This is a genomic window from Flavitalea flava (assembly GCF_054461575.1).
This window is the reverse complement of sequence record NZ_JBTLQH010000015.1, coordinates 91,787-116,778: the sequence shown is the minus strand read 5'-3', so window position 1 is coordinate 116,778 and position 24,992 is coordinate 91,787. Positions and strand designations below refer to the sequence as shown.

The 24,992-nt window shown below is 47.8% G+C and carries 17 protein-coding genes; 12 read left to right on the top strand and 5 right to left on the bottom strand.

The genetic code is table 11. The features are described 5' to 3' along the window. Positions 1–41 precede the first annotated feature (41 nt). From ACX0G9_RS15255 to ACX0G9_RS15230, 6 genes are all read left to right on the top strand, one after another. A complete protein-coding gene (locus ACX0G9_RS15255; RefSeq protein ID WP_459065790.1) occupies positions 42–3,242 on the top strand; it encodes a SusC/RagA family TonB-linked outer membrane protein in 3,201 nt (1,066 codons plus the stop codon). 21 nt (positions 3,243–3,263) lie between these two features. Then, positions 3,264–5,045 carry a RagB/SusD family nutrient uptake outer membrane protein gene (locus tag ACX0G9_RS15250; RefSeq protein WP_459065789.1) on the top strand — a complete coding sequence of 594 codons (1,782 nt, stop codon included), beginning with the start codon at positions 3,264–3,266 and terminating at the stop codon, positions 5,043–5,045. 190 nt (positions 5,046–5,235) lie between these two features. Then, a complete protein-coding gene (locus ACX0G9_RS15245) occupies positions 5,236–8,466 on the top strand; it encodes a glucuronyl esterase domain-containing protein (RefSeq protein ID WP_459065788.1) in 3,231 nt (1,076 codons plus the stop codon). Between the two features lies 1 nt (position 8,467). After that, positions 8,468–10,720, top strand: a complete 2,253-nt coding sequence (locus ACX0G9_RS15240) for a glycoside hydrolase family 3 C-terminal domain-containing protein (RefSeq protein WP_459065787.1) — start codon at positions 8,468–8,470, stop codon at positions 10,718–10,720. A 133-nt stretch (positions 10,721–10,853) separates the two neighbouring features. Next, entirely contained in the window at positions 10,854–12,029 is a 1,176-nt protein-coding gene (uxuA, locus tag ACX0G9_RS15235) for a mannonate dehydratase (protein ID WP_459065786.1), read from the top strand. 139 nt (positions 12,030–12,168) lie between these two features. After that, entirely contained in the window at positions 12,169–13,563 is a 1,395-nt protein-coding gene (locus ACX0G9_RS15230; protein WP_459065785.1) for an aminopeptidase P family protein, read from the top strand. Positions 13,564–13,667: 104 nt separating this feature from the next. On the opposite strand, the gene ACX0G9_RS15225 is transcribed toward ACX0G9_RS15230, so the two are convergent. Next, positions 13,668–13,778 (bottom strand): hypothetical protein, encoded by a 111-nt coding sequence (locus tag ACX0G9_RS15225; RefSeq protein ID WP_459065806.1) that lies wholly within the window; start codon positions 13,776–13,778, stop codon positions 13,668–13,670. Between ACX0G9_RS15225 and ACX0G9_RS15220 the strand changes: the two genes are divergently transcribed. Beyond that, positions 13,726–14,220 carry a hypothetical protein gene (locus ACX0G9_RS15220; protein WP_459065784.1) on the top strand — a complete coding sequence of 165 codons (495 nt, stop codon included), beginning with the start codon at positions 13,726–13,728 and terminating at the stop codon, positions 14,218–14,220. The two genes, ACX0G9_RS15225 and ACX0G9_RS15220, sit on opposite strands and share 53 nt — an antisense overlap. Here ACX0G9_RS15220 and ACX0G9_RS15215 read toward each other — a convergent pair. From ACX0G9_RS15215 to ACX0G9_RS15205, 3 genes are all read right to left on the bottom strand, one after another. After that, positions 14,164–15,144 carry a YeiH family protein gene (locus ACX0G9_RS15215; protein ID WP_459065783.1) on the bottom strand — a complete coding sequence of 327 codons (981 nt, stop codon included), beginning with the start codon at positions 15,142–15,144 and terminating at the stop codon, positions 14,164–14,166. The genes ACX0G9_RS15220 and ACX0G9_RS15215 overlap by 57 nt on opposite strands. Positions 15,145–15,219: 75 nt before the next feature. Next, complete coding sequence (locus ACX0G9_RS15210) at positions 15,220–16,185, bottom strand: LysR family transcriptional regulator (protein WP_459065782.1); 966 nt, start codon at positions 16,183–16,185, stop codon at positions 15,220–15,222. 10 nt (positions 16,186–16,195) lie between these two features. Beyond that, entirely contained in the window at positions 16,196–16,795 is a 600-nt protein-coding gene (locus ACX0G9_RS15205; RefSeq protein WP_459065781.1) for a nucleotidyltransferase family protein, read from the bottom strand. A 128-nt stretch (positions 16,796–16,923) separates the two neighbouring features. On the opposite strand from ACX0G9_RS15205, the gene ACX0G9_RS15200 reads away from it, so the two are divergent. Further along, positions 16,924–18,303 carry a sugar porter family MFS transporter gene (locus ACX0G9_RS15200; RefSeq protein WP_459065780.1) on the top strand — a complete coding sequence of 460 codons (1,380 nt, stop codon included), beginning with the start codon at positions 16,924–16,926 and terminating at the stop codon, positions 18,301–18,303. 1 nt (position 18,304) lies between these two features. Here ACX0G9_RS15200 and ACX0G9_RS15195 read toward each other — a convergent pair whose 3' ends face one another. Next, on the bottom strand, positions 18,305–19,177 hold the full coding sequence (locus ACX0G9_RS15195; protein WP_459065779.1) for an AraC family transcriptional regulator: 873 nt from the start codon (positions 19,175–19,177) through the stop codon (positions 18,305–18,307). Positions 19,178–19,335: 158 nt separating this feature from the next. Between ACX0G9_RS15195 and ACX0G9_RS15190 the strand changes: the two genes are divergently transcribed. From ACX0G9_RS15190 to ACX0G9_RS15175, 4 genes are all read left to right on the top strand, one after another. Beyond that, complete coding sequence (locus tag ACX0G9_RS15190; protein WP_459065778.1) at positions 19,336–20,328, top strand: sugar phosphate isomerase/epimerase family protein; 993 nt, start codon at positions 19,336–19,338, stop codon at positions 20,326–20,328. A gap of 49 nt (positions 20,329–20,377) precedes the next feature. Next, entirely contained in the window at positions 20,378–21,205 is an 828-nt protein-coding gene (locus ACX0G9_RS15185; protein ID WP_459065777.1) for a phytanoyl-CoA dioxygenase family protein, read from the top strand. Positions 21,206–21,347: 142 nt separating this feature from the next. Beyond that, positions 21,348–23,645 carry an alpha-amylase family protein gene (locus tag ACX0G9_RS15180; protein WP_459065776.1) on the top strand — a complete coding sequence of 766 codons (2,298 nt, stop codon included), beginning with the start codon at positions 21,348–21,350 and terminating at the stop codon, positions 23,643–23,645. Positions 23,646–23,655: 10 nt separating this feature from the next. Next, entirely contained in the window at positions 23,656–24,945 is a 1,290-nt protein-coding gene (locus tag ACX0G9_RS15175) for a glycoside hydrolase family 172 protein (RefSeq protein WP_459065775.1), read from the top strand. The last annotated feature ends 47 nt before the right edge of the window (positions 24,946–24,992 follow it).

The following is a 24,992-nucleotide window of genomic DNA, read 5'->3' as shown; positions in this document are numbered from 1 at the left end:
CATTTCCTAACCAAAACTTTTAATTTTTAAAACGAACATGTATGAAAGTCTCGCTTTTGAGTAAACCCTTGGCGCTCACCTTATGTATATTGGCCATTTTTATACCGGCCTTTTCCCTTCAGGCTCAAAATACCATTCACATTAAAGGCAGGATCCTTAACGAAAGCGGTCAGCCGGTAATAAAAGCCACGATACTGGTAAAAGGATCCAAAACCGGTGTAAGCAGTGATGAGACTGGAAACTTCGAGATCGTAGCGCCATCCGATGCAACCCTTCTTGTCTCTTCCGTTGGGTTCACCAACAGTTCCATCCGGGTGGCAGGAAGGCCTTCAATAGAGATATCGCTCACCCCATCCGCCAATTCTCTGAGCCAGGTTATTGTGGTGGGTTACGGAACGCAAAAAAGACAGGATGTTACCGGGTCTGTCGTCTCCGTTAGTGCAAATACCCTTCAGGAAGTACCTACCGCCAACGTGATCAGCGAATTGAAAGGAAGGGCAGCCGGTGTGGATATCGTAAGCAATAGTTCAAGCCCGGGTGCAAGCGGCCAGATCCGGATCAGGGGAAACCGGTCTCTCTCCGCAGAACTTCCTAATAACAATATTGCCGGAACGGTATCCAACAACGATGCCCTGAATGCACCCTTAATGGTCGTGGATGGCATTCCCTATGGCGGAAGCATAAATGATCTTAATCCTGACGATATAGCCAGTCTCGATATTTTAAAGGACGCATCCGCTACCGCAATCTACGGATCAAGGGGATCCGGAGGTGTGTTGCTGATCACTACCCGCAGGGGTAAGCCCGGGAAAGCCGTCATGAGTTACAGCGGTTACTACGGTCTTAGTAATGCAACGGGCGATTACAAGGTGTATAACGGTGCCGGTTATGCGGCGTTAAAAGCAGAGGCTCAGGCGGGCAATAGTGTCAATCCCGGAACTACGGCCTATGGATTGACAACGGCTGAACAGGCTGGTCTGGCGAACAACACATCCACGGATTGGCAAAAGCTGATCTATCAGCAGGGACATGCCACCAATCACCAATTGAGTCTGGCCGGTGGGAATGAAACCACCCGCTTTTCATTAGGAGCAGGATATTACCGGGAGACAGGTATAATTCCCGGGCAGGATTTTACCAGGTATTCCCTGCGAGCTACGGTAGATCATCAGATCAACCGTAAATTAAAGATCGGCATCAATATCCTAAATTCACTGAGTTATATGGATCCCAACTCCGGGCAGAACAATCCTACCCAGGGGCTGGTCAGGTTGAGCCCGTTGGTATCTCCATATAATGCCGATGGATCCGTTAATAAACTTCCGCAAACCGGGTCTATCGACGGAGCTACCGTCAATCCTTTATCCATAAAATACAATGCAGCCGCAATTTTGAACAGGGACCGAAGACTGCGGACCTTTAACAGCCTTTATGGCGAATGGGAAATTATCAAGGGGTTGAAATACCGTGTCAACGTAGGATTGGATTATCTGCAGGACCAACAGGGGACTTATTCAGGACCGAATACTTTTTACAATTCCAGTACGGCACTTAGCGGCGCCAATGAATCGGTGCTGAATGCCGAAGCATGGACCTACACCGTGGAAAACCTGTTGACCTATGACAAGACCATCAGGGAAAAACACCGGATCACTTTTACGGGGTTGTATAGTTTCCAGAAAGACCATACCCAGAGCAGCGCTTTCAGCGGGAACGGCATCCCTGCCGATTACATACAGAATTATAACCTGGGATTGGCAGGATCGGTGAATGCCAATACGACCAGTCCGGGCAACAACTCCTTTTCTGAAAGAGGGCTCATCTCTTATATGGCCCGTCTGAACTATGCGTTCGATAACCGTTTTCTTTTTACGGCGACGGTCCGTACAGACGGATCTTCGGTATTGTCTCCCGGCAATCAGTATTTCACATATCCCGCTCTTGCTGCCGGATGGAATATCGGGAACGAAAAATTTATGAATACTATTCCCGCTGTAACCAGTCTTAAGCTCAGGGGAGGATGGGGAATAACTTCCAACCAGGGTATCAATCCATATGCCACCTTGGGTGCCCTCAGCACCAATGCCTATAATTTTGGTCCCGTCACCCTGGGTCAAAATTCCGGATACCTGGTGACCAGCCTGGCTAATAAATCCTTAAAATGGCAATCTACTTCCGAGTACAATATTGGAATTGATTTCGGATTGTTCAAAAATCGCATTACCGGTGCCATCGAAGTATATGATCAGCGGACCAGCAATATCCTGCTGCAGGAAAGCCTGCCTGGAAGTAACGGTGCAGGTAATACGATTGTAAATGCCGGTAAAACAAAAGGGAATGGATTTGAACTCAGTATCAGCAGTATTAATGTGCAGACGCCCGGCGGTTTCACCTGGTCGACCGATCTGAACTTTTCGGTGGACAGAGGCAAAATCGTTCAACTGCAGAATCCTGCGTTAAAAAAAGATATTGCTAACGGATGGTTTGTCGGTCAGCCCATATCGGTCATCTATGACGTTAAAAAAACAGGGATCTGGCAAACAGCGGATTCAGCATCGGCCAGGACTTTTGGACAACGACCCGGACAGATAAGAGTAGAGGATATCAGCGGACCGAATGGCAAACCCGATGGAAAGATCGATGCCAATGATGCACAGGTCATAGGTAATTATCAGCCAAACTGGACCGGTGGATTGACGAACCGTTTTGCCTATAGGAATTTCGACCTGTCGGTGGTCATGTATGCCAGGATGGGACAGACGGTCGCGGTAACCTATATTACCTCTGATGGGGGAGCACAGGGCTTTGACTTTTTCAATAACGGAAGGAATAACCAGGTGAAGACAGATTACTGGACGCCTTCGCATGCCACCAATGCTTTTCCAAGACCCGATGCCAGCGCTGATAAATTCCTGTATGCCTCCACACTGGCCTATCAGGACGGATCCTTTATCAAGATGAGGAGTATCAACCTGGGATATACGCTGTCGCCCAAATTATTGAATCGGGCAGGGATCAGTTCAGTAAGAATGTATCTGACGGCGATAAACCCCTTTATTATTTATTCGCCTTTAGTCCGCTCCGGCCTGGGTCTTGACCCGGAGGGAAACGGATATGCCGGAGGTGTAACTACGGCCGTTACCGGAGGATCTGTACCAACTATTCCTTTGAGGGCTATTACCGTAGGTTTGAATGCTCCGCCTACCCGTCAGTTTAACCTGGGAGTCAATGTAAAATTTTAATTTTTTTTAAATATATCAGTTATGAAGCCGAAGATCTATAAACTTCTTTTCACGGGTCCTATATATATCCTGGCCCTGATTACCCTTTTAAATTTGGCGGGTTGTTCCAAATTATTGGAAGAACACCCCAAATCTCAAATCACTCCTTCCTTTTTCAATACGCCGGGGGGCATCCTGGGAGGCATTTCCGGAGTCTATTCCGATATGCGTAATTTATGGGGTACCGAAGGATTTACGAATATTACCATGGCCGGCACAGATGAAGTTCTGGCAGGCGGAAGCGCCAGCGGCATCTGGTTCTGGACCTATAACGGTCTGTCTGCCAAGACCGACGATATGGGCGCCTTGTGGAATATTGCCTACCAGGATATCAATACACTGAACGGCGTTCTGCAGTTTGGTGCGACGGCCAGCCTGGATACGGCCACCCGGGTTCAGTACCTGGCCCAGGCGAAATTCCTGCGTGCCTTTTATTATTTCTACCTGGTACAAACGTTTGGTGACGTGCCATTGCATCTCAATTTTATCACCAACGCAACTACTTCAGATTCCAGGCAATCTATAGCAAATGTATATACGCAGATCATTAAAGACCTGACGGAAGCTTCAACCGAATTACCGGCTGCCCCTACAGCGCCTTTCCTTGGCAAGCCTGCCACCCAACCCGTTGCTTTATATCTTCTGGCTAAGGTGTTTCTGACCAGGGGCTGGTCAGGTGCAGCAGGCCCGGGTGATTTTGCGCAGGCTGCTTCGATTGCCTCTGCACTTATTGCGGCTAAGGGAACTTATGGTCTCGATCTCTGGCAGAATTTCGGGGATGCCAATAAACCGGGGAATGAATACGGTAAAGAAACCTTGTTCGTCATCGACAGGGAAGCCGATCTGAAATACGGGGAACGTACTACGGGTGTGAGAGCAAATGGCCCCAAGGAAAATGGAACGAATTTCTTTTTCCGTCCAAATTATCCAACGATCAATGCAAATTATCCCGCCTCCGGCGGAGGCGCCATCATGACCAGGGATATCCCGAATGGACGGCCATTTATCCGTATCCGGCCAAATACTAATTATGTCCTGAATGAGGTTTTTACCGACCTGGTCAATGACTCCCGTTTTGATAATACGTTTCAAACGGTTTGGACAGCCAATACGGCCGGCGTAACCACCCCGCGGGGAGCCCTGACCGTTGGTGTGGACACCGGGATCTGGACTCCGCCTTACGAGGTCAGTGCAGCACAACGGGCCGCTTTTAAAGGAGTGATCCTTACACCAACAGGAGCGAATGGAAGTTCTCCTTATACCACCACGATGTATCCTTCCCTAAAAAAATATGATGACCCGAACAGGGCCGATGTAAACGATGCATCCAGCCGCCCCTTTGTGTTCTTTCGTTTTGCCGATGTTTACCTGATCGCTGCGGAGGCCTATTTTAAAGCGGGCGATAATAATTCCGCTGCGGATATGCTTAATGTGATCCGGCAAAGGGCAGGGTACAAAGTTTCAAATACGCCTGTACAGAATGCGGCGGCCGTATTGGCGCAAACCATCACCCCGGGTCAGGTTACCCTTGATTTTATCCTGGACGAACGTTCCCGGGAATTGTTCGGGGAATGCCAGAGATGGTGGGACCTTGTCCGGACGCATTCGCTGGCGGAACGCCTGAGCCAATTTAACCCGACGGAAGCGAACCCGGGTTTTTTGGCATCGAGTCCTGCCAATGCTTTTTCGCTTAGGCCGATTCCTGCGACCCAGATAAACCTGGTAACTTCAGGTCCGGCCTTTACGCAGAACCCGGGGTTTTAGTTTTTCGGGCTATTTTTGATAACCGAGCATAGCGAAGGTTAGGAACGAGTCCTGAACAGTGTTCAGGACGAAGTTCGGTCGCACTGCGCTTTCAAAACTCTTTGCGTCGCGGAACAGCCTTGAATAAAATTTGCATTGCGGAACAGCCATTCGTTAACCTGAAATAAAAACAAATTTGAAAATACGGGTATTGAGCATCTTATTGATTGCGGGGATATTGAAGGGAGCCCCGGGTGTTTTTGGTCAGGTGGTCTTGCCCCGCCTGGTGGGGGATAGTATGATCCTGCAAAGGGATGTTCCGGTGAACATATGGGGCAAGGCAACGCCGGGTGAGAAAGTATCGGTAAGGTTCAACGGAGCTGTTTATGAAGAAGTTACCGGGGCCAGTGGAAACTGGTCTGTCCGCATGTCTCCGACAGCAGCCGGGGGACCTTTTATTATGGAGATAGATGGGAAAAATCATATAGTGCTTAAGGATATCCTGATTGGAGACGTATGGGTATGTTCCGGACAATCAAATATGGAATTGTCTATGGAAAGGGTAAAAGAAAAATATGCGGAGGTGATTGCCCACTGCGGCAATCCCGCGATCCGTCAATTCTCCCAGCCTATGCGATATTATTTTTCGGGACCGGCCGATGAAATTCCTTCGGGGAAATGGGAGACTGCGTCTTCATCCTCCGTCCTTAATTTTTCTGCCGTTGGCTATTTTTTTGCGAAGGCTTTGAATGATCAGGAAAAGATACCGATCGGCCTTATCAAAACCAGTGTGGGCGGATCACCTGCAGAAGCCTGGCTAAGTGAAAAGGCATTAAAGGCATTCCCACAATACCAAATGGTAGCCGACCGGTTCAAAGACAATGCCTTTACCGATAGCATACGGAAAAAAGAAAATTTCGTCAGCAAGGATTGGTATCAACGCCTCTGGCAGCAGGATAGCGGGCTGAACAATAGCGAAAACAAATCCTGGTTGGATCCTGGGTACGACGATTCTTCCTGGGAGCAAATGCGTATTCCGGGATTTTTTGAGCCGGTCCCGTATACCTGGTTGCAGAACGGAGTCGTTTGGTTGCGCAAGGAGATCGATATTCCAGAAAGAATGACGGGGCATTCAGTAAAATTGTTTTTAGGAAGGATTGTTGACCAGGATTCAGTGTATGTAAATGGTGTTTTCGCTGGAACTACCGGATATCAATACCCACCCAGAAGATATGAATTGCCGGCAGGGGTCCTCCGCCCGGGAAAGAATAGTATCGTGATCAGGGTGATCAATAGTTCCGGACAGGGAGGGTTTGTTCCGGATAAACCCTATTGCCTCATCGATAAGGATCTGCGGATCGATCTTAGCGGGAATTGGAAATTCAGATGGGGCGCGCATGTTCCTGCATTACCAGGCAATACTTTTTTTCAATATCAGCCGGGAGGGTTGTACAATGGAATAATCGCTCCTTTATTACCCCTTGCCATAAAAGGTGTGATCTGGTACCAGGGAGAAGCCAATACGGCAAAGGCAAAAGAATATAACCGGCTCTTCACAGCCCTGATCGAAGATTGGCGAAGGGAGTGGGGGCAGGGTGTATTTCCCTTCCTTTTTGTACAACTGCCAAATTTTACGGAGGTTAAGCCTAAACCGGCGGAAAGTAATTGGGCCGAATTAAGAGAAGCGCAACTTCGAACCCTTTCTCTTCCCCAAACCGGGATGGCCGTTACGATCGATATCGGGGAATGGAACGATATCCATCCCCTGAATAAAGAAGACGTTGGAAAAAGATTAGCACTGGTCGCCAGAAAAGTGGCTTATACTGAAACCGGACTTGTTTTTTCCGGCCCGCTCTACCGGTCCATGCAGAAAGAAGGGCATAAGATCAGGATCAGTTTTACCAACACCGGGTCTGGTTTGCTGGCCAAAGGAGCCGCCAATGGGGACAGTGTATTACATTGTTTTGCGATTGCCGGTCCGGATAAGATCTTTTTCTGGGCGAAGGCTTCGATCGAAGGCAATGAGGTAGTCGTATGGAATGACCAGGTTCCAAATCCTGTTGCTGTTCGTTATGCCTGGGCCGATAATCCCGAAGGGGCGAACTTATATAATAAAGAAGGACTGCCGGCTTCTCCTTTCCGCACTGACACGGCGGTTGTTTTGGTGGCGTTGATGAATGGGGACAGGATTTCTCCCCGCCTGAAACCTCCGGTGCAATTGACCGCTGAACAGGATCACCGGCGGTTAATGCAGATTTTGCATATCGATTCGATCCGTCCCGGACCATCCGGTAATCCAAAGGCGCAGGATGCGGCTAATAATGATGAGTCCAAAGCCAGCCCTTATTCCAGCCTGCCTGATCCGCTGCGTCTAAAAAACGGTAAAAAGGTGACTTCGGCAAAAATGTGGTGGAAGCAACGACGCCCGGAGATCGTCGAAGATTTTGACCGGGAGGTATATGGGCGGGTTCCCGCTTACACGCCAAAAGTGAATTGGGAGCTGGTTAACGCGTCCCGGGATACGATCGGGGCATTTCCCGTTATTACAAAAAAGTTGTTGGGGCATGTGGATAATACTGGCTATCCTTTGCTCACCGTCGATATTCAACTAACGCTGGTTACTCCGGCTATGGCTGCCGGCCCCGTTCCTGTTATTATGGAATTCGGGTTTGTATTTCCGCCAGGGTTCCGGCCCCCGGTTATCAGGCCTCAGGTTAGCAGGCTTCCGGTTCCCTCGTCCGGATCTGCGCCCGCCGACCCAAGCTGGCAGGAGCAGGTTCTGGCAAAAGGCTGGGGATATGCGATCCTGATTCCCACCAGTTATCAGCCGGATAACGGAGCAGGTTTGACGGAGGGTATTATCGGCCTCGCTGCCAAAGGGCAACCGCGAAAACCAGATGATTGGGGTGCTCTGAGTGCCTGGGCATGGGGAGCCGGCCGTGCCTTGGATTATTTGGAAACCGACCGGTCCGTGGATGCCGGACAAGTGGGGATCGAGGGTCTGTCCCGTTATGGTAAAGCGGCTATCGTAACGATGGCCTATGACCCTCGTTTTGCGATTGCTTTTGTTGGTTCTTCCGGTGAAGGGGGAACGAAGATACACCGGCGTCATTTTGGAGAACAGGTAGAGAATGTTGCATCCTCTTTCGAATATCATTGGATGGCAGGCAATTTTATTAAATATGCCGGACCGCTTACCGCAAACGATCTTCCTGTCGATGCGCATGAACTGATTGCGCTTTGTGCGCCACGCCCGGTGTTCATCAGCTCCGGCTCGCCAAAGGTCGAAGGGACCTGGGTGGATGCCAAAGGGATATTGCCTTCCGACAACATAGCGGCGGCCACACGACCGGGCCAAACTGGCCGGCCTTTCTGCAGTTTGCCGATCGGTATATCAAAGTCAACCACTTCTAATCCTCATTATATAAATTACCTTAGTTAACATGAAACATTTCTTTACCCCAACCATCAGGATTTGTTGTTTTGTCCTTTGCCTTGTCTTTTCCTTAGGTGAAAATTCGCAAGGTCAGACGCTTACTGCTTCGCGATCTGCATCCCCGGAAAAGGGAGGAGGAGTAAAGGAGGCCTGGTTAAATCCATCGCTTTCTCCGGATGCCCGGGTGAAGGACCTGATCCCGCGTCTAACGCTGCAGGAAAAGATCTACCAGATGGTGAATAACAGCCCGGCTATTCCCCGTCTTCATATTCCGGAATATGATTGGTGGAACGAAGCACTGCATGGTGTCGCCCGGTCGGGTGTTGCCACGATCTTTCCACAACCTATCGGGATGGCTGCCACATTTGATGAGGGGCTTGTCGGTCAGGTGGCTACTGCTATTTCCGATGAGGCGCGGGCCATGTATAATGCAGGTGTAAAAAAAGACTACCGGAATCGCTTCGGGGGATTGACCTTCTGGACCCCCAATATCAATATTTTCCGGGATCCGCGCTGGGGCAGAGGGCAGGAGACCTATGGTGAAGATCCTTATCTGACCGCTCAGATGGGGGTAGCGCTTGTACGTGGATTACAGGGCAATGACCCGAAATACCTGAAGACAGCCGCCTGCGCCAAACATTTTGCCGTCCATAGCGGACCGGAAAAACTTCGCCATATATTCGATGCTGAAGTTTCGAAAAAAGATCTGTGGGAGACCTATCTGCCAGCTTTTCATGCTCTGGTCGATGCCAAGGTAGAAGCTGTCATGTGCGCCTATAACAGGACCAATGGGGAGGCCTGCTGCGGAAATACGTATCTGTTGCAGGACGTATTAAGGGACCAATGGAAGTTCAAAGGTCATATCGTATCGGATTGCGACGCGATCGGCGATATTTTCGAAACCCAGAAATTAGTGAAAAGCAAGGCAGGGGCTGCAGCTCTCGCCCTTGAGCGGGGGGTAAACCTCAATTGCGGGGATACCTATCTTGCTTTAAACGACGCTCTCAGCCAGGGCCTGGTCACGGAACGGCAGATCGACAGTTCCCTGGCCATTCTTTTGCGTACCCGGTTTAAGTTAGGATTTTTCGATCCGTCCGGGTCAAACCCTTATGACAAAATTCCGGAATCCGTTATTAACAGTTCCGAACATCGCCGTTTGGCCAGGAAGGTCGCCCAAAAATCAATCGTGCTATTGAAAAATAACGGGGTACTTCCTTTATCAAACGGGCTGAAAAAATATTATGTTACCGGTCCGAATGCCAGTAATGTGGATGTGCTGATCGGTAATTATTATGGCACTAATAACCGGTTAGTAACCTTTTTGGAAGGATTGGCGGCTCAGGTGCAGCCTGGCAGTCAGCTGACTTACCGGATGGGCGTTCTTTTGGACAGAGACAATGTCAATCCCATAGACTGGGCATCCGGCGAATCGAAAACAGCAGACGCTACGATTGCCGTTCTGGGGCTATCCAGTCTTCTGGAAGGAGAAGAGGGGGAATCGCTAGCTTCTTCTTCTGCCGGAGACAGGCTGGATTATGCCATCCCAAAAAACCAGGTAGACTATCTGAGAAAATTGAAAGAAGGAAATCCCAAACCCGTCATTGCCGTTATCACAGGCGGCAGTCCCATGAATCTGGCAGAGGTGCAGGAACTGGCAGATGCCGTCTTATTCGTTTGGTATCCCGGTGAAGAAGGAGGAAATGCGTTGGCCGATATTTTGTTCGGAAAGGTTGCTCCTTCGGGAAAACTGCCGGTTACTTTTCCAAAATCCCTGGAACAATTACCTCCCTATGAAGATTATTCTATGAAGGGCAGGACGTATAGATATATGAAGGAAGAACCGTTATATCCTTTCGGATTCGGCCTCAGTTATACAAAATTTGCCTATAGCGGTCTGCATTTGTCGAAAACCGTTGTTCACCAATCAGAAACATTGACTGCCGATCTGACCTTGACCAATACCGGTAAAATGGGCGCTGAAGAGGTTGTCCAATTATATATTACCCATGAAAATTTGGGAGAAGAAACCCCTTTATATGCCTTGAAAGGTTTTCAGCGCGTATATTTGGGGCCCGGTACTTCCCGGAAGATTCATTTTACCCTTTCGCCGGATAAACTGGCCGTAGTAGATGCAGAAGGGAAAAGTGTTTTACCGGCCGGAAAGATCAGGATCAGTATCGCCGGGTCGCTTCCCTGCAACCGTAGCCTTATATTGGGTGCGGCAAAAGGAGTAGAGGGAGAATTTACGGAAGCACTTTAAATAACGGTTGAAACTTTTGAAACGGTTGAAGGGATGCGGCCAGCGGGTCGCCAATAAACAGAAAATCGGGACTGATATTATTGGAAAAGATTAAGAAAATTAAGTAGATTAAAAAGACTAAAAGGATAACAAAATGGCAAGACCCTTATTAATGGAAGAGACGATGAGATGGTATGGACCCAATGACCCTGTCAGCCTATGGGATATCCGGCAGGCGGGTTGTACTGGGGTTGTTACCGCGCTGCATCATATCGCCGTCGGAGAAGTTTGGCCACTTGAAGAGATCATCAAAAGAAAAGAAGAAGTAGAAGGAGCCGGCATGACCTGGACGGTGATTGAAAGCCTGCCTGTACATGAGGACATTAAAAAACAAACAGGAAGTTACCTGCAATACATAAAGAATTACCAGGAAAGCCTGCAGAATGTTGCCAAGGCAGGTCTGAAGGTAGTGACATATAATTTTATGCCTATCCTCGATTGGATGCGGACGGATATTTCATACGAAATGCCGGATCGCAGTAAGGCTCTGCGTTTTGAAAAGTCTGCTTTTGTCGCATTCGATCTGTTCATTCTTAAAAGACCAGGTGCTGAAAAAGACTATACAAATAAAGAAATAGAAAAGGCAAAATCACGCCAGGCGAATATGACGGGGGACGAAAAAGAAACTCTTTACAGGAATACCTTATTGGGTTTGCCGGGCAGCGAGGAACGATTTACGGAAGAGCAGATACTGGCAGCCCTGCGTGCTTATGAAGGGATAGACGCCGCGAAATTAAAACAGCACCTTTTTTATTTTCTGCAACAGGTGGTTCCCATTGCAGAAGCGGCAGGTTTAAAAATGGCGATCCATCCCGATGATCCTCCTTTTCCGATTCTTGGACTGCCCCGGATCGTCAGCACCGAACAAGATGCCCGCGAACTCCTTGACTGCGCTCCTTCCCCTGCAAATGGCCTTTGTTTCTGTACCGGCTCGTATGGGGTCAGGTCGGATAATGACCTCGCCGGTATGGTGCGTCGACTGGGAGAGCATATTCATTTTATACATCTTCGCAGTACCAAAAGGGACGAGGAAGGGAATTTCTTCGAGGCCGATCACCTGGATGGAGATGTAGATATGTACAGCGTAGTAAAAGAAATTTTACTAGTCATGCAAAAAAGGAAAGTTTCGCTTCCCATGCGCCCCGATCATGGGCACCAGATGCTGGATGACCTCAAAAAGAAGACCTATCCCGGCTATAGCGCGATTGGAAGATTGAGAGGACTGGCAGAACTAAGGGGAATGCAGTGGGGGATAGCGGGAGGGCTGTAAGGACCAAAATCTCCTTCTCCCGGACGAAGTTGTCGAAATAACGGATAAAACAAGATCGCCAAAGAATTAGCAGCAAAATTGGGAAAACAGTCTTTTTTTAAAAGTTGCTAAGTAACTTGCTGATCTAAATTATCCGATAATGTTTGATAAGTCCACCTATATCTCCAGAAGGGAAAAATTAAAAAAGCAGGTTGGTTCAGGTCTGATCTTACTACTGGGAAACGAACAGAGTAGTATGAACTACAAGGATAACTTTTATCACTTCAGACAGGATAGTAATTTCCTGTATTTTTTTGGGCTGGACAGACCGGGCCTGACCGGAGTGCTGGATATCGACAATAACTGGGATATCCTTTTTGGCAATATCAGTTCGATGGATGAAATCATCTGGACGGGACCCCAGCCCACTCTTGAAGAAGAAGCCGATACTACAGGCATCTCCATTGTCAGGGACGTGAATATTCTCGGCGCATTTATTGAAGCTGCCCGCAAAAAAGGCCAGACCATACATTATCTGCCGCCATACCGGATGGAAAATAGTTTTAAACTCGTGGACTGGCTGGAAGAGATACCCGAAGTTTGTTTAAAGGAGGAATCTTCTGTAACGCTGATAAAGGCGATTATTGCACAACGATCCTATAAAACCCGGGAAGAAATACGTGAGATTGAAGCTGCTGTTGAAATAACTTCCGCTATGCATCTGGCGGCCATTAAAGGCGCCCGGGAAGGAATGACTGAAACACAGTTGGCAGGTGTGGTGAATGGCATCGCTATCAGTTCCGGCGGCAATCTTTCTTTTCCTACCATCCTGACCGTCAATGGTCAGGTCCTGCATAATCACTATAGCAGCAATATCATGAAGGCCGGGCAAATGGTTCTTTGTGACAGCGGTGCTGAAAATGCCATGCATTATGCAGGCGATATGACCCGCACCTTCCCTGTTTCCGGAAAATTCACCAGTCTTCAGAAAGAACTTTACGAAGTAGTTGCCGCTGCACAACAGGCTGCCATAGATGCGTTGAAACCAGGTAAGTTATTCCTGGATGTTCACTTATTGGCCTGTGAAAAATTGGTAGAAGGTTTGAAAGGGGTCGGATTAATGAAAGGAGATAGCAAAGAAGCTGTGCAGGCCGGGGCACATACCCTTTTCTTCCAGTGTGGACTCGGACATATGATGGGCTTGGATGTGCACGATATGGAAGACCTCGGCGAGGAATATGTCGGGTATACCCCGGATCTCAAAAAGAGTAAAGAATTCGGCTTAAAATCCCTTCGTTTGGGCCGTGCGCTGGAAGCAGGCTTTGTAGTAACCGTTGAGCCTGGTTTGTATTTTATCCCACAGCTGATGGAAGTCTATAAAAAAGCAAAAAAACTGGATGCTTTTATTAATTACGATAAGATAGAGGATTTCTATTCTTTTGGAGGAATACGGATTGAAGACGACCTTTTGATCACGCCTACCGGTAGTCAATTATTGGGTAATCCATTGGTCAAGTCCGTACAAGGGATCGAGGAACTGAGAGGATTAGCCTGACCCGAAAAGGCCTTTTAAAAAATACTCCATAAGGGTAAACCATTAAATTTTTAATTGGTTTACCCTTATTTTATTTGAAAAACCCCTATTTTTATATTATAAAATTAGTTAAAGTGATTAGCCGTCCGGGACGCCGGCTTTTTCACGATCAAAAAAACTCCAATGAAAGAACCAATAATAGATCCAACGATAGGTCCAACGATAGGTCCAACGATAGGTCCAACGATAGGTCCAACGATGGATCCTATCCAAGGTACAATAAATGACCCCGGAAATGAGCCCCGGAATGATCCTCAGGGACTACCGGAAAAGGAATCTGTAGAAACCTTCAGTTACAAAAGGGGAACCTTTTTTGGCTGGCATAAAGTGATCACCGACTGTTTTCCATTTTTTGAAAAAAGAGTAAAAGAGATCATTGCCCAGAAAAGCAGAGATGAAGCAGAAATCGAAAAATTGTTGGACAGGATACTCTGGCATCTCAAACACGGCATGAATAAAGCCGTTTGCTGGGAGTTGGTGGATTATTATAAAAATGTGAATGGAAAAAGAGCGGTATTCTACTGGAATCAATGCGCTAATTCCGAAGTGCTTAAAAAAACCTTAGTGGTGACCCGCCGTCGCACCAATAAGACCAACCGCCGAAAGGATCAGCCATAATAATAATCCCTGTAAAAATGACCTGGGACCGGCAGAACGGATCGCGTCCCTGGTAAGGCCGGCGCCGATGAGGAATAAAGTCAGCATAAGTCCGGTCCCGGCTAATTTTACGATACTTTTCCCAATTGGTTGGATATAGGGTATATAGGTGTTAGCGAGGAGAGCGATTATAAAAAAACCGATGAACCAGGGAATGGTGGCAGGAGGTCTTTTTGTCAGCTTCGGTTCATGGTCAGGTTGGCTGTCCATTTTTCTTTCTTTTCTGTTCTGAACAAAAGCAGTTAGCAATGCAACCGGTATAATCCATAAGGCCCTAGCCAGTTTTACCGTTGTGCCTATCTGCAGGGCTTCGGGTCCATATTTTGCAGCAGCCCCAACAACCGAACTTGTATCCTGGATAGCAATCGCACTCCATAACCCAAACTGCAGCTGACTCAATTGTAACCAGTGACCCACCAGGGGAAAAAGGAATAGTGCCACTGCATTTAATAGGAAGACTGTTCCCATAGCAACGGATACCTGTTTTTCGTTAGCCCGGATAACAGGAGTCATAGCTGCGATCGCACTGCCCCCGCAAATGGCCGTTCCGCAGGTGATTAACCAGGAACTTTTTTTATCCGTCTTTAACAAACGACCAACCAACCATCCGGCAAGTAAAGTACCGGTGATGGAAATAACAGTGAGAAAGAAACCCTGTTTGCCGGCCGCGATGGCCATATGTACATTCATTCCAAATCCCAGCCCAACTACGGACGCCTGCAAAAGGATCCGGGTAATTTTATGATTTAATGCTATAAAAGGATTGCCGATACTTTGTGCAACCAGTATGCCCGTTAAAAGAGCGAAGGGTGGAGACATCCAGGGACCAAGACATAAACAGAACGCACCAATAAATAAGAAGGGAGAAACTATCGCCTTTGCCATAAAACACCTTTTTGTTTCGGCATCAAAGGTCCTTTGAAAAAGAGTGAGGTGGAAATCGTGTTTGGTTATCCCCGATTACATTAAGTTATTAGAGTAAGCCACTCTTGTAAATCGCATAAATAATTCTGGAAGTGCTTCACCATGCCCTTTCGGCTGAATAAAGAAAAAGGGACGTTCTATTTTTAATCCCTTCACGGGGATCAGTACCAATTCTTTATTGGATAATTCTTTGGTCACCGAATGGATGGAAAGAAAGGCCAGACAGGGACTATGGAGTAGATAGGATTTGATGCTTTCCGCGCTGCCCAGCTGCATTTCCACTTTCAATTGGGATAACTTTATGCCCAGCGGTCTTAGCGAATGTGCTATTACTTCAAGCGTACCTGAACCGGGTTCCCGTAACAACAACGGAATTTGCCGGAGCTCCTCCGGTCGTAGGTTTCCTTTTTGCGCCAGGGGATGTCCGGCACGCCCTACGAGGACGATCTCATCTTTTTTAAATTCCGTGTACCGGATCGAGGCATTTTTCGAATGTCCTTCCACTATGCCCAATTCAATTTCCTTATCCAGGAGCGCCTGTTCCATTTGCGCTGTATTTCCATTGATCAGGGTTACCCGGACCTCCTTATATTTTTTATGGAATGCGGCGAGAATAGGAGGCAAAACATAGGGTGCAACCGTCATGCTGGCGCCAACCCGTAAACTCCCGCTATGACGTTTGGCCAGATCGCTCATGTCAAATTCGAGGCTTCTGTAAACGGCAAAAAGCTGATCGGTACATTGCAACAGGGTCTCACCGGCATCGGTCAGTTTTATTTTGGTGCCATTTCTTTCGAAGAGTTTGAGTGAAAAGTGATTTTCAAGCTCATGTATATGTTTGGTCACCGCAGGTTGCGTGATAAACAATTCCTCCGATGCCCTGGTAAAGTTGAGTCTCTTTGCGGCAGTATGAAATACTTTTAAACGAAAGTCAAACATGAGGGCAAAGGTAGCTGTAGGTTTGGATGATACGAAAAGAAAAGAGCCAAAGGACAGGTGCATGGAATAGTCCTTAGATTTCTGGTTTATTGATCAGGGAAGAATATTCTTCCGGGGAATCCATGCCTTTCAGAATATGCCCGGAAGGCATGATCACCAGGTTAATATTTTCCGGATGGGAGCGTACAATGCTTTTGCATCCTTCTTTTTCCGCATGGTTAATAATAAGATCCTTATAGGATTGGGAGAATAGGACCGGATTGCCTTTTTCGCCCTGCCAGACGGGTACCCAGATACCATTAGGAAGGGAGCCTTGTTGTTGTTCGAAGGTATTTTTGAGGAGAGCATATTCTTCCGGTTCGATCAGGACCATATCCGAAAGGCAGATCAGGTAGCCGTCTCCTTTTGCCTCCCGAACACCGGTCTGTATGGACCCTGTCATTCCTTCTTCATAATCCGGGTTTGGGATCACCCTGACGGGCAGGTCTTTGACGGCTTCTTCCACCAACGTTGCTTCGAAACCGGTAACGACGATCACTTCTCCCATCCCGGCGGATAACAGGTTACCAACTACAAGCGCAATAACCGTTTGTCCTTTGTAAGGAAGCAATAACTTATTCCTGTTGCCCATCCTTCGGGATGATCCGGCTGCCAGAACGATTGCGCTTACCATATAGGAAGAATTGGTTGATTAAGAGATTATAAAGATACGGATTGGAAAATATAGTACCGGTTCCCGGCAATATATGTACGTTGCTTTTGCTCCTGTGCCCTCATATTTGATGAATTATTCTTAGCCATATGCCAATAACAACCTTTCCCGGTGAAGGGACCTCAGGTTCCGAAAAAGCAAACTACCGACGCAGATACCTGTATCTTGTTTGTGCCATTGCTTCCCTGGGAGGTTTATTGTTCGGCTTTGACCTGGTGATCATTTCCGGAGCCATTCCCTTTTTCAGTACCTATTTTAAACTCAGCGAGGCCGGTGTGGGCTGGGCAGTTGGTTGTATAAATCTGGGATCGGCTCTTGGCGCCCTGATCGCCGGGCGTCTCAGTGAAAGTCTTGGCCGCAAAAAACTACTCCTGCTATGTGCGTTTCTTTTTGCTTTGACGGGGATTGGGACGGGTTGGGCAGGGAATATACCGGTCTTTATTTTCTTTCGTCTCCTTAGCGGAGTAGCGGTAGGGGTGGCGGCTCTTGTATGCCCTATGTATATCGCCGAAATAGCTCCCACCGAATTCAGGGGGCGTATGGTTACCTTTTATCAACTGGCCATCGTTTCCGGTTTGCTCTTAGCCTACCTGGCCGATTATCTCCTGTTGGATACAGGTATTAATAACTGGCGGTGGATGTTCTCCTCTCAATCCGTTCCGGCTTTATTGTTTTTCTTTGGCCTTTTCCTGGTCTCCGAGAGCCCCCGGTGGCTGATCCGGAAAAACCGTCTGAGCGAAGCGGGTAAGATCCTGCTGAATATTGGCGGTCCTGGATATGCACAACAGCAGGTGAAGAACATAAAACAAAGTTTTGCCAGCGAAACGAAGGAAAACTGGAAGGATCTTTTCCAGAAGAAATACCGGCGCATCATCCTATTAGGCGTGATAATTGCGGTTTGTTCTCAGCTGGACGGACAAAACTCTTTATTCTCTTATGCCCCTGAAATTTTTAAACAGGCAGGCATGGCCAGAGACTCTGCTTTTTTACAATCCGTCATATTGGGCCTCATCAATTTTGTATTTACCTTCGTAGCCATCGGAACGATCGACCGGAAAGGCAGGCGTAAATTACTGCTGGTAGGCTCCGTCCTGCTTTGCCTGGACGCCCTGGGTTTGTCTCTTGCCTTTGCCCTGCCTTTACCAGCGCCCTGGATCCTGGGTTTTGTATTAGGGTTTATCGCGATCTATGCTGCTACACTGGGGCCCGTTACCTGGGTTACCTTGTCCGAACTTTTTCCCAATAAGGTCAGGGGATCCCTGATGGCCCTGGCCACTCTTTCCCTTTGGATAGCGAACTTTCTAACGACAGCTTCTTTCCCGATCATGAAAACCTATTGGGGTCTTCCGGTAACTTTCGGCATCCATGCCCTGATCTGTATGGTCTATTTCCTGTTTATTTATTTTAAGGTACCCGAGACAAAAGGGAAATCACTGGAAGAAATCGAGGGGCTGTTGGTGGGGAAATAAATCATTGCAGCACTTTCGAAAAAGATTGCCGATAGGTCTTCGGACTTAAGGCATATTTGGCTCTGAATTGTCGGTTGAAGTTGGAGAGGTTGTTGAATCCGCAGCTGTAAGTAATATCGGCAATGCTTTTGTCGGAATCTATCAGCATCTGGCTGGCCTGGTTCAGGCGCATATTATTCAGGAAAGTAAAAAAGGTCTTTTTGGTACGCTCCTGGAAAAACCGGCAAAAGGAGGTACGGGTCATAAATACCAATGCAGCTACTTCTTGCAGGCGGATCTCCCGCTCAAAATTTTGCAGGGTATATTGAAATACTTTATCTAGCCTTTCGGCATCCAGGGAATTATGACCGATTATCCCAGGGTCGGAGACCAGTTCATACTCCTTTGAGCCGGATAATTGATGCAGGATGTCCAGCAAACGGATCAACCGATCCATTCCTTTTACCTCCAGCAGTCCGTACATTTTTTGGATGACCTCCTTTTTAGTCTGCCCGTTTATATCCATTCCTCTGCCCGACCGCTCGAACAGTCCGCGAATGTTTTTTGATTGAGGAAGATTAAGCAAACCTTCTCCGAACGATCTTTCGGAAAAATGAATCACGATCGATTGCGCCCGGTAGAGCGGATTATTTTCATAATAGAGGGAAGAATTTTTATATAAATGAGGAAGATTGGGGCCAAGTAAACTCAGGTCTTCGTCCCGGAAGTCAGACACGGAATTGCCGATAAAACGTTTGCCATGACTTCTGGTCACCAGGACTAATTCAAATTCCGGATGATAATGCCAGGGGGTGGCAAAATAAGGCAGATCAAAGGCCTGTGCGAAAAAGGATTCTTCTCCTTCCGGTGGCAGATATTCAAGTACGGGTGTCATTTTGGGTGGATTGACAAGTGATCGTTCGACATAAAATTAGGGATTCCGGCGAAATATTGTCTTAAAATTTAAAAAACTAATTTTTGCAGGGTAATATAGTATCGTTTTTTGGAAATTTAAGCGCATAGTCCGGAGACTTAAAATCGTAGTTTTCCCGTATGAATCCTTCCAGAAGAGCTTTCCTTAAAAATAGCGCTTATGCGCTGGCCGCAGCTGCAGTTCTGCCAACCATCCCGTCCTTCGCCTCTGAACACGCGGGATTCGAAAACACCGGATCTCAAGGCACCGGATCTCATGGCCCCGGATCCGAAGGCCCCGGATTTGAAGCCCATCGAAAACAAAAGATCCTGGGTCTGCAATTGTATTCAGTCCGTGATGAAATGAACAAGGATGCCGCAGGCACGTTACAGTTATTGGCTGCCATGGGTTACCGCTATGTGGAACACGCCGGGTATTGGGACCGTAAATTTTATGGACATACGGCGAAAGATTTTAAAAAGCTGCTGGACGGATTGGGATTAAAAATGTACAGCGGCCACACAATTATCAACGAAGAACATTGGGATATTGCTAAACAAGATTTTACCGACAGATGGAAATATACGGTTGAGGATGCGGCCATCGCAGGCCAGCAATTTGTCGTTACGCCGACAATTGTAGAAAGCTGGCGCACCGATTATGATACGTTGATGCGATACCTGGAAGTTTTTAATAAAAGCGGAGAATTGTGTAAAAACTCGGGCCTGAAATTCTGTTATCATAATCACAATTTTGAATTCAAGGATAAGTTTAATGGCAAACTCCTGTTCGATCTGATCCTTGAACATACCGATCCCCGGATAGTGGGCCAGCAACTGGATACCGGCAACATGTATGGTGCCGGGGGCAGAGCGCTGGAAATAGTAAAAAAATATCCCGGCCGCTTCGAACTCATGCATGTAAAAGATGAAACAAAAGGGGAGGGGGGCATGGATGGATATGAAAGCGCTATTCTCGGAACAGGAGTCGTAGGCATCAAAGAAGTAGTGAAGGAAGCCGGAAAAAGGGGTGGTACATTTCAGTTTATCATCGAACAGGAAACATGCCGTAACAAAACATCGCTGGAATGTGTGAAGGAAGATCTTGGCGTGGCAAAGCAATGGGGATTTTGAGGACGGTCATACCGGTATTAATTCTTCATAATCATTTAAAGCCTTTATTATGAGTTTCAGATTGACCCAGGAACAAATCAGTAAATATAATCGCGACGGATACCTGATCGTAAAAGGATTTTTTACTCCCGCGGAGATCGGCAAACTGTATAAGGTTGCCGTGGAAGATGCAGTTATCAATAAAAATACCTATAACGTCAATGATGAATCGGGCAGGAAATCAAAACTCGCATTATGGTTCACTTCGGGAGATGACGCCTATGGCATGGTGACAAGGAGCGAAAGAATGGTACGGTCCGTTGATGCCCTGCTGGAAGGCGTTTCCCCGGTCTGTCATTTTCATTCCAAGCTCATGCAAAAGGAGCCCCTGGTAGGCGGAGCCTGGGAATGGCATCAGGATTACGGATATTGGTATAAAAATGAGTTTCTTTTGCCGGAAGAAATGAATTCGGTCATGATCGCAATCACCGAAGCGACGAAAGAGAACGGATGCCTGCAGGTTATCCGGGGATCCCATAAGATGGGTAGAGTCGAACATGGAAAGGCGGGAGAACAGGTCGGTGCCTCTCAACGTTATGTAGACCTGGCTCTGAAAACCATGGATCTGGTATATGTGGAGCTGGAAGCAGGGGATGTGCTTTTTTTTCACAGCAATATCCTGCATCGCTCGGATGCCAATCTCTCCAGGGCCTCCCGCTGGTCTATGATCTCCTGTTACAATCGACAGACCAATATACCCTATAATGAAAAATCTACCTCCTGTATTACTCCGCTTGTCACGGTACCTGATGAAGAATTACTTAAATCCGCTGCGGGCGGTATTTCCGGGGGAGTGGACTTTCTCGATAAAGACAGCGATGCGAGCCTGAAGGATTAGAACCGACTACATCGTTTTCGTAAATAAAGTTCCGGATTTGCAGGGTTGCTATGAATAAGCATGTAGACTTGCGAATAATTGTTCGTTTGACAATTGTGAGAGTGAATAGTATGATATTGGAAAAAATAATTAGATTCGGGCCATGAAATTATGCCGTTGCTTGCTGATTCTTTTGCTGCTTACAGAAAGCCGTACCCATGCCGATGCCGGCTTTTCCCCCGCTGTGGAAAAGCCTTTTACGTACACGCAGAACAATTTTGTTTTCGAATGGTGGCTAAATGCAGACAGCGCCCGGGTAATTCATCTTCCGAATCGTTCTGTCATCTGGCAGGGCAGTTTGATGCCTTCTTTCTGGCTTCAGGTGAATAAACAAAAAGTTTTCGTCAAAGCGACGATGAACAAACAGAAAGGAACGGAGGCCGCTGCTGAAGGCGGTGCAGATACGGGAACAGGGTTTGTCAATCTTGAACTTCGAATAGGCCCATATGGTCGCGGCCATCTTGGTATCAGTAAAGAAACATGGGGGATACGGTTCACGGATCTTTCGGTCGAATGGCTGAATACTCCTCCGGCGATTATCGAGATGTATTTCGGAGCCTCCGACGAGGCCGTCAAAAGATCTTCCGTCTGGCCTACCTGGGATCGTCCGTTCCTGCCGGACTGGCAATCCTTCGGCTTTTGCGTTCCCGGTGCAAAAGGAGGCACACCGCAAAGTTATTTCCGGATGTGGGATTTCGGGCAGGCCAATATAGCTCTCGGAAATTTCGGGCCTTCGATGGGTACTCCTTACGGCGCTGCTTATCCGCGGCCTTTGTTGTTCGCAGGCATGGGGTCCGATGAGGGATTCGTCGCCATCGGTGCTGGAAGTATTCCGGATGCGGCCATGTCCCTGCATATACAATCGACGAAGGGCTGCTTCCAGTACGTATACAATGAGGATATCTGGGGCGCCTTACCCGGCAAGACCCGTAAATGGGCTGAACCTCTGCGTTTGGGCATGGGGGGGAATGCCTGGGAAGCCTTTAAACAATATTACCGCTCCTTTCCAGCTAAAGGACCCGGAACGACGGCTGCTCCACAGTCCGTTTGGAATAGCTGGGGCATGTGGGGGCAAAAAAAATACCTGACACGTCCTATCGCGGATTTTGCCAAATCGGTTGGCGCCAAAGTGCTGGTTTTCGACGATCCCTGGGAAGAGTCCCAGGGAGCCGGCAAACCCAATCTTAAAAAATTTCCTCATTTTTTCGAAGATATCGCCTATGCCAGGGAAAATGGCGTGGACATCGGTGTTTGGGAAACTGTGGGATGGATCACCGATCCCTTTGCCTATGGCCTGACGAAGGATGACCTGATCCTCGACCGGAATGGAAGGCCCTGCAAGGCCAACTGGAATTTTGATCCCACAGAAGAGTCTTATTTTTGCCTGGACATAAGTTCTGGGCGGGTCAGGGAATTTATCAAAAACAGGACCCTGGGAATTATGAAGACCGTTAAACCGGCCGTGATCAAACTGGATTTCGGGTATGGGTTGCCGTCCCCATCCATGGGCATTGCCAGAGATCCCCGTTATCGCGGCGAAAGGATGGCCCATGAACTGACACAATTGATTGCAGCTACCGCAAAAAGCGTCAATCCACAGGTGACGATCCAATACTATAGTATCAGCCCGTTATGGATGAACAATATAGATCTTGTCGCCATGGATGACCAGGGTGATCTTTGGTATGAAATTGCCCGCGGCCACCAGGAATGGAGCCTGTGGGGCTCTTTGCTATCGGACAAGGGGATCACTTTAGGCGGGTCTTCCGGTTATAAATGGGAACTGGATGATGAAGTGGTGCTCAACACCTGCATCCTTGGACCCCCGGGAGCCGTTCTTTCGATTTATCAGAAAGATGAATTGCCGGTCGAATCTAAATATTTTAACCACCGCCTGGCAATCGATCGCTGGTTTCGTAAGACTATCGCCTGGAACCCGCTCTGGCTGGATAGCCGGATAGGAGACTTCTCGGCTCCTCCCAAAATGAATTGCTGGGGCCGAATGGAAAAGACCGGGAAGGATTCTGTACTGACGTCGCTGATATTGAGAGGCAGTTCTGCCGGAAACAGCTTGCAGCATAGCACTAAAATTCAAAGCCTGGAATCCCCAGGCAATAACCGGAGGAACGAACGCCTTGCCTCTCTGAAATGGGAAGGACGCTGGGGGCTGCTGTCCCAGGATGATCAGGATATTTTTTCCACGACCCGCCTGGCCATTATCCCTTTCGATGCCGGTACTATCACACTGCCATATCCGGTAAAACCCGTTTCAATCAGCCAGTTGAACCGGGCTGGTGAAACTCTTTTTGACAAATGGGAATGGAAGGATGGATCGCTGACCATCCGGATAACGGAAGAACAATTGCAGGAGACTGCAGGATTTTTGATAAGTTTAAAATAAAATGCCTGACATGCTTAACCGATTCGCTCAACTCCGATTCATTGGTTCCGGGTCTTTTACCCTCCATCCCGGAGGCATAATCCTGGCAGTGATCTCCATGCTATTTAATTCCGGTTGCACCAGCACAACGGACAAAAACAGCGTTGTTTATAATCATCAATGGTATGAGTATTCGGATAATGGTTCTACCCGGTGGAGCAGTCCGGAGAATCCGAACGGCCAAAAAGGAAAAGGGGCGATGGAAAATCAAGGCGCCAAAGGACAACCTTTTTATCCCCTGGAACCAGGTGCCTCGCTGAACTTGCTTGATATTCACGAACAGGGGATTATCAACCGGATCTGGGTCACGATCCCGGATCGTTCAGCTCAAATGCTCCGTTCGCTCAAACTGGAGATGTTCTGGGATAACTCCGATAAACCCGCCGTATCGGTCCCTCTTGGGGATTTTTTTGGCGTTGGATTGGGGAAAACAGCCTCCTTTCATAATGCACTTTTCGCCAATCCCGAAGGCCGGTCCTTTAATTGTTATATTCCCATGCCTTTCCGCAAAGGGGCCAGAATCACCGTTACCAATGAATCCGGCAAACGCCTATCCCATTTCTTTTTCGATGTCGATTACCAGTTGACAAAAGAATGGAAGGAGAACGATCTTTACTTTCATGCCTTCTGGCACCGCGATACGGCTACCACCCCCGGAAAGGATTTTGAATTGCTGCCTGAAACCCAGGGAAAAGGAAGGTTTTTGGGCGTGAACATAGGGATCAATGCCAATCCCCTTTATAAGGACATCTGGTGGGGTGAGGGAGAAGTAAAAATGTATCTCGATGGAGATAAGGAGTACCCAACCCTGGCTGGTACCGGAACCGAAGACTATATCGGGACAGGATGGGGACAGGGACAATTCTACACCGATTATACCGGCTGTCTGATCTCCGACGGAAAGAATCTTCAATGGGCCTATTATCGTTATCATATTCCCGATCCTGTATTTTTTCAGAACGCTTTCCGGGCTACCATTCAGCAGCTGGGGGGAGGTCCTTCCGAACAGGTTATGGCTTTGCAGCAACAAAAGGTACCGCTCATTCCTACGACAGCCGATAATGGTAAAGGAAATAATCATCTGTTCAAAAAAGATAGTCCTGCCACTGAGCTCAAAAATCCAGTTCCCGGATCCTGGACTAATTTCTACCGGTCGGATGATGTATCCGCCACCGCTTATTTTTACCTGGATAAACCATCAACGAATTTGCCTGTTCTGCAGCCTGTCTCTATCAGGACGGCGAGCCTGAAAGAAAAATAAGACCAGCCTACGAAATAAATAAGGCCTGTCTGAGAGATAATTAAAAT

What these genes read in the sequence shown, in the direction of transcription:
- ACX0G9_RS15200 (WP_459065780.1), top strand. Translation starts at nt 16,924, where the DNA reads ATGCCAATAACAACCTTTCCCGGTGAAGGGACCTCAGGTTCCGAAAAA.
- ACX0G9_RS15185 (WP_459065777.1), top strand. Translation starts at nt 20,378, where the DNA reads ATGAGTTTCAGATTGACCCAGGAACAAATCAGTAAATATAATCGCGAC.
- ACX0G9_RS15175 (WP_459065775.1), top strand. Translation starts at nt 23,656, where the DNA reads ATGCTTAACCGATTCGCTCAACTCCGATTCATTGGTTCCGGGTCTTTT.
- ACX0G9_RS15255 (WP_459065790.1), top strand. Translation starts at nt 42, where the DNA reads ATGAAAGTCTCGCTTTTGAGTAAACCCTTGGCGCTCACCTTATGTATA.
- ACX0G9_RS15240 (WP_459065787.1), top strand. Translation starts at nt 8,468, where the DNA reads ATGAAACATTTCTTTACCCCAACCATCAGGATTTGTTGTTTTGTCCTT.
- ACX0G9_RS15215 (WP_459065783.1), bottom strand. Translation starts at nt 15,144, where the DNA reads ATGGCAAAGGCGATAGTTTCTCCCTTCTTATTTATTGGTGCGTTCTGT.
- ACX0G9_RS15205 (WP_459065781.1), bottom strand. Translation starts at nt 16,795, where the DNA reads ATGGTAAGCGCAATCGTTCTGGCAGCCGGATCATCCCGAAGGATGGGC.
- ACX0G9_RS15180 (WP_459065776.1), top strand. Translation starts at nt 21,348, where the DNA reads ATGAAATTATGCCGTTGCTTGCTGATTCTTTTGCTGCTTACAGAAAGC.
- ACX0G9_RS15250 (WP_459065789.1), top strand. Translation starts at nt 3,264, where the DNA reads ATGAAGCCGAAGATCTATAAACTTCTTTTCACGGGTCCTATATATATC.
- ACX0G9_RS15220 (WP_459065784.1), top strand. Translation starts at nt 13,726, where the DNA reads ATGAAAGAACCAATAATAGATCCAACGATAGGTCCAACGATAGGTCCA.
- ACX0G9_RS15230 (WP_459065785.1), top strand. Translation starts at nt 12,169, where the DNA reads ATGTTTGATAAGTCCACCTATATCTCCAGAAGGGAAAAATTAAAAAAG.
- ACX0G9_RS15210 (WP_459065782.1), bottom strand. Translation starts at nt 16,185, where the DNA reads ATGCACCTGTCCTTTGGCTCTTTTCTTTTCGTATCATCCAAACCTACA.
- ACX0G9_RS15195 (WP_459065779.1), bottom strand. Translation starts at nt 19,177, where the DNA reads ATGACACCCGTACTTGAATATCTGCCACCGGAAGGAGAAGAATCCTTT.
- uxuA (WP_459065786.1), top strand. Translation starts at nt 10,854, where the DNA reads ATGGCAAGACCCTTATTAATGGAAGAGACGATGAGATGGTATGGACCC.
- ACX0G9_RS15190 (WP_459065778.1), top strand. Translation starts at nt 19,336, where the DNA reads ATGAATCCTTCCAGAAGAGCTTTCCTTAAAAATAGCGCTTATGCGCTG.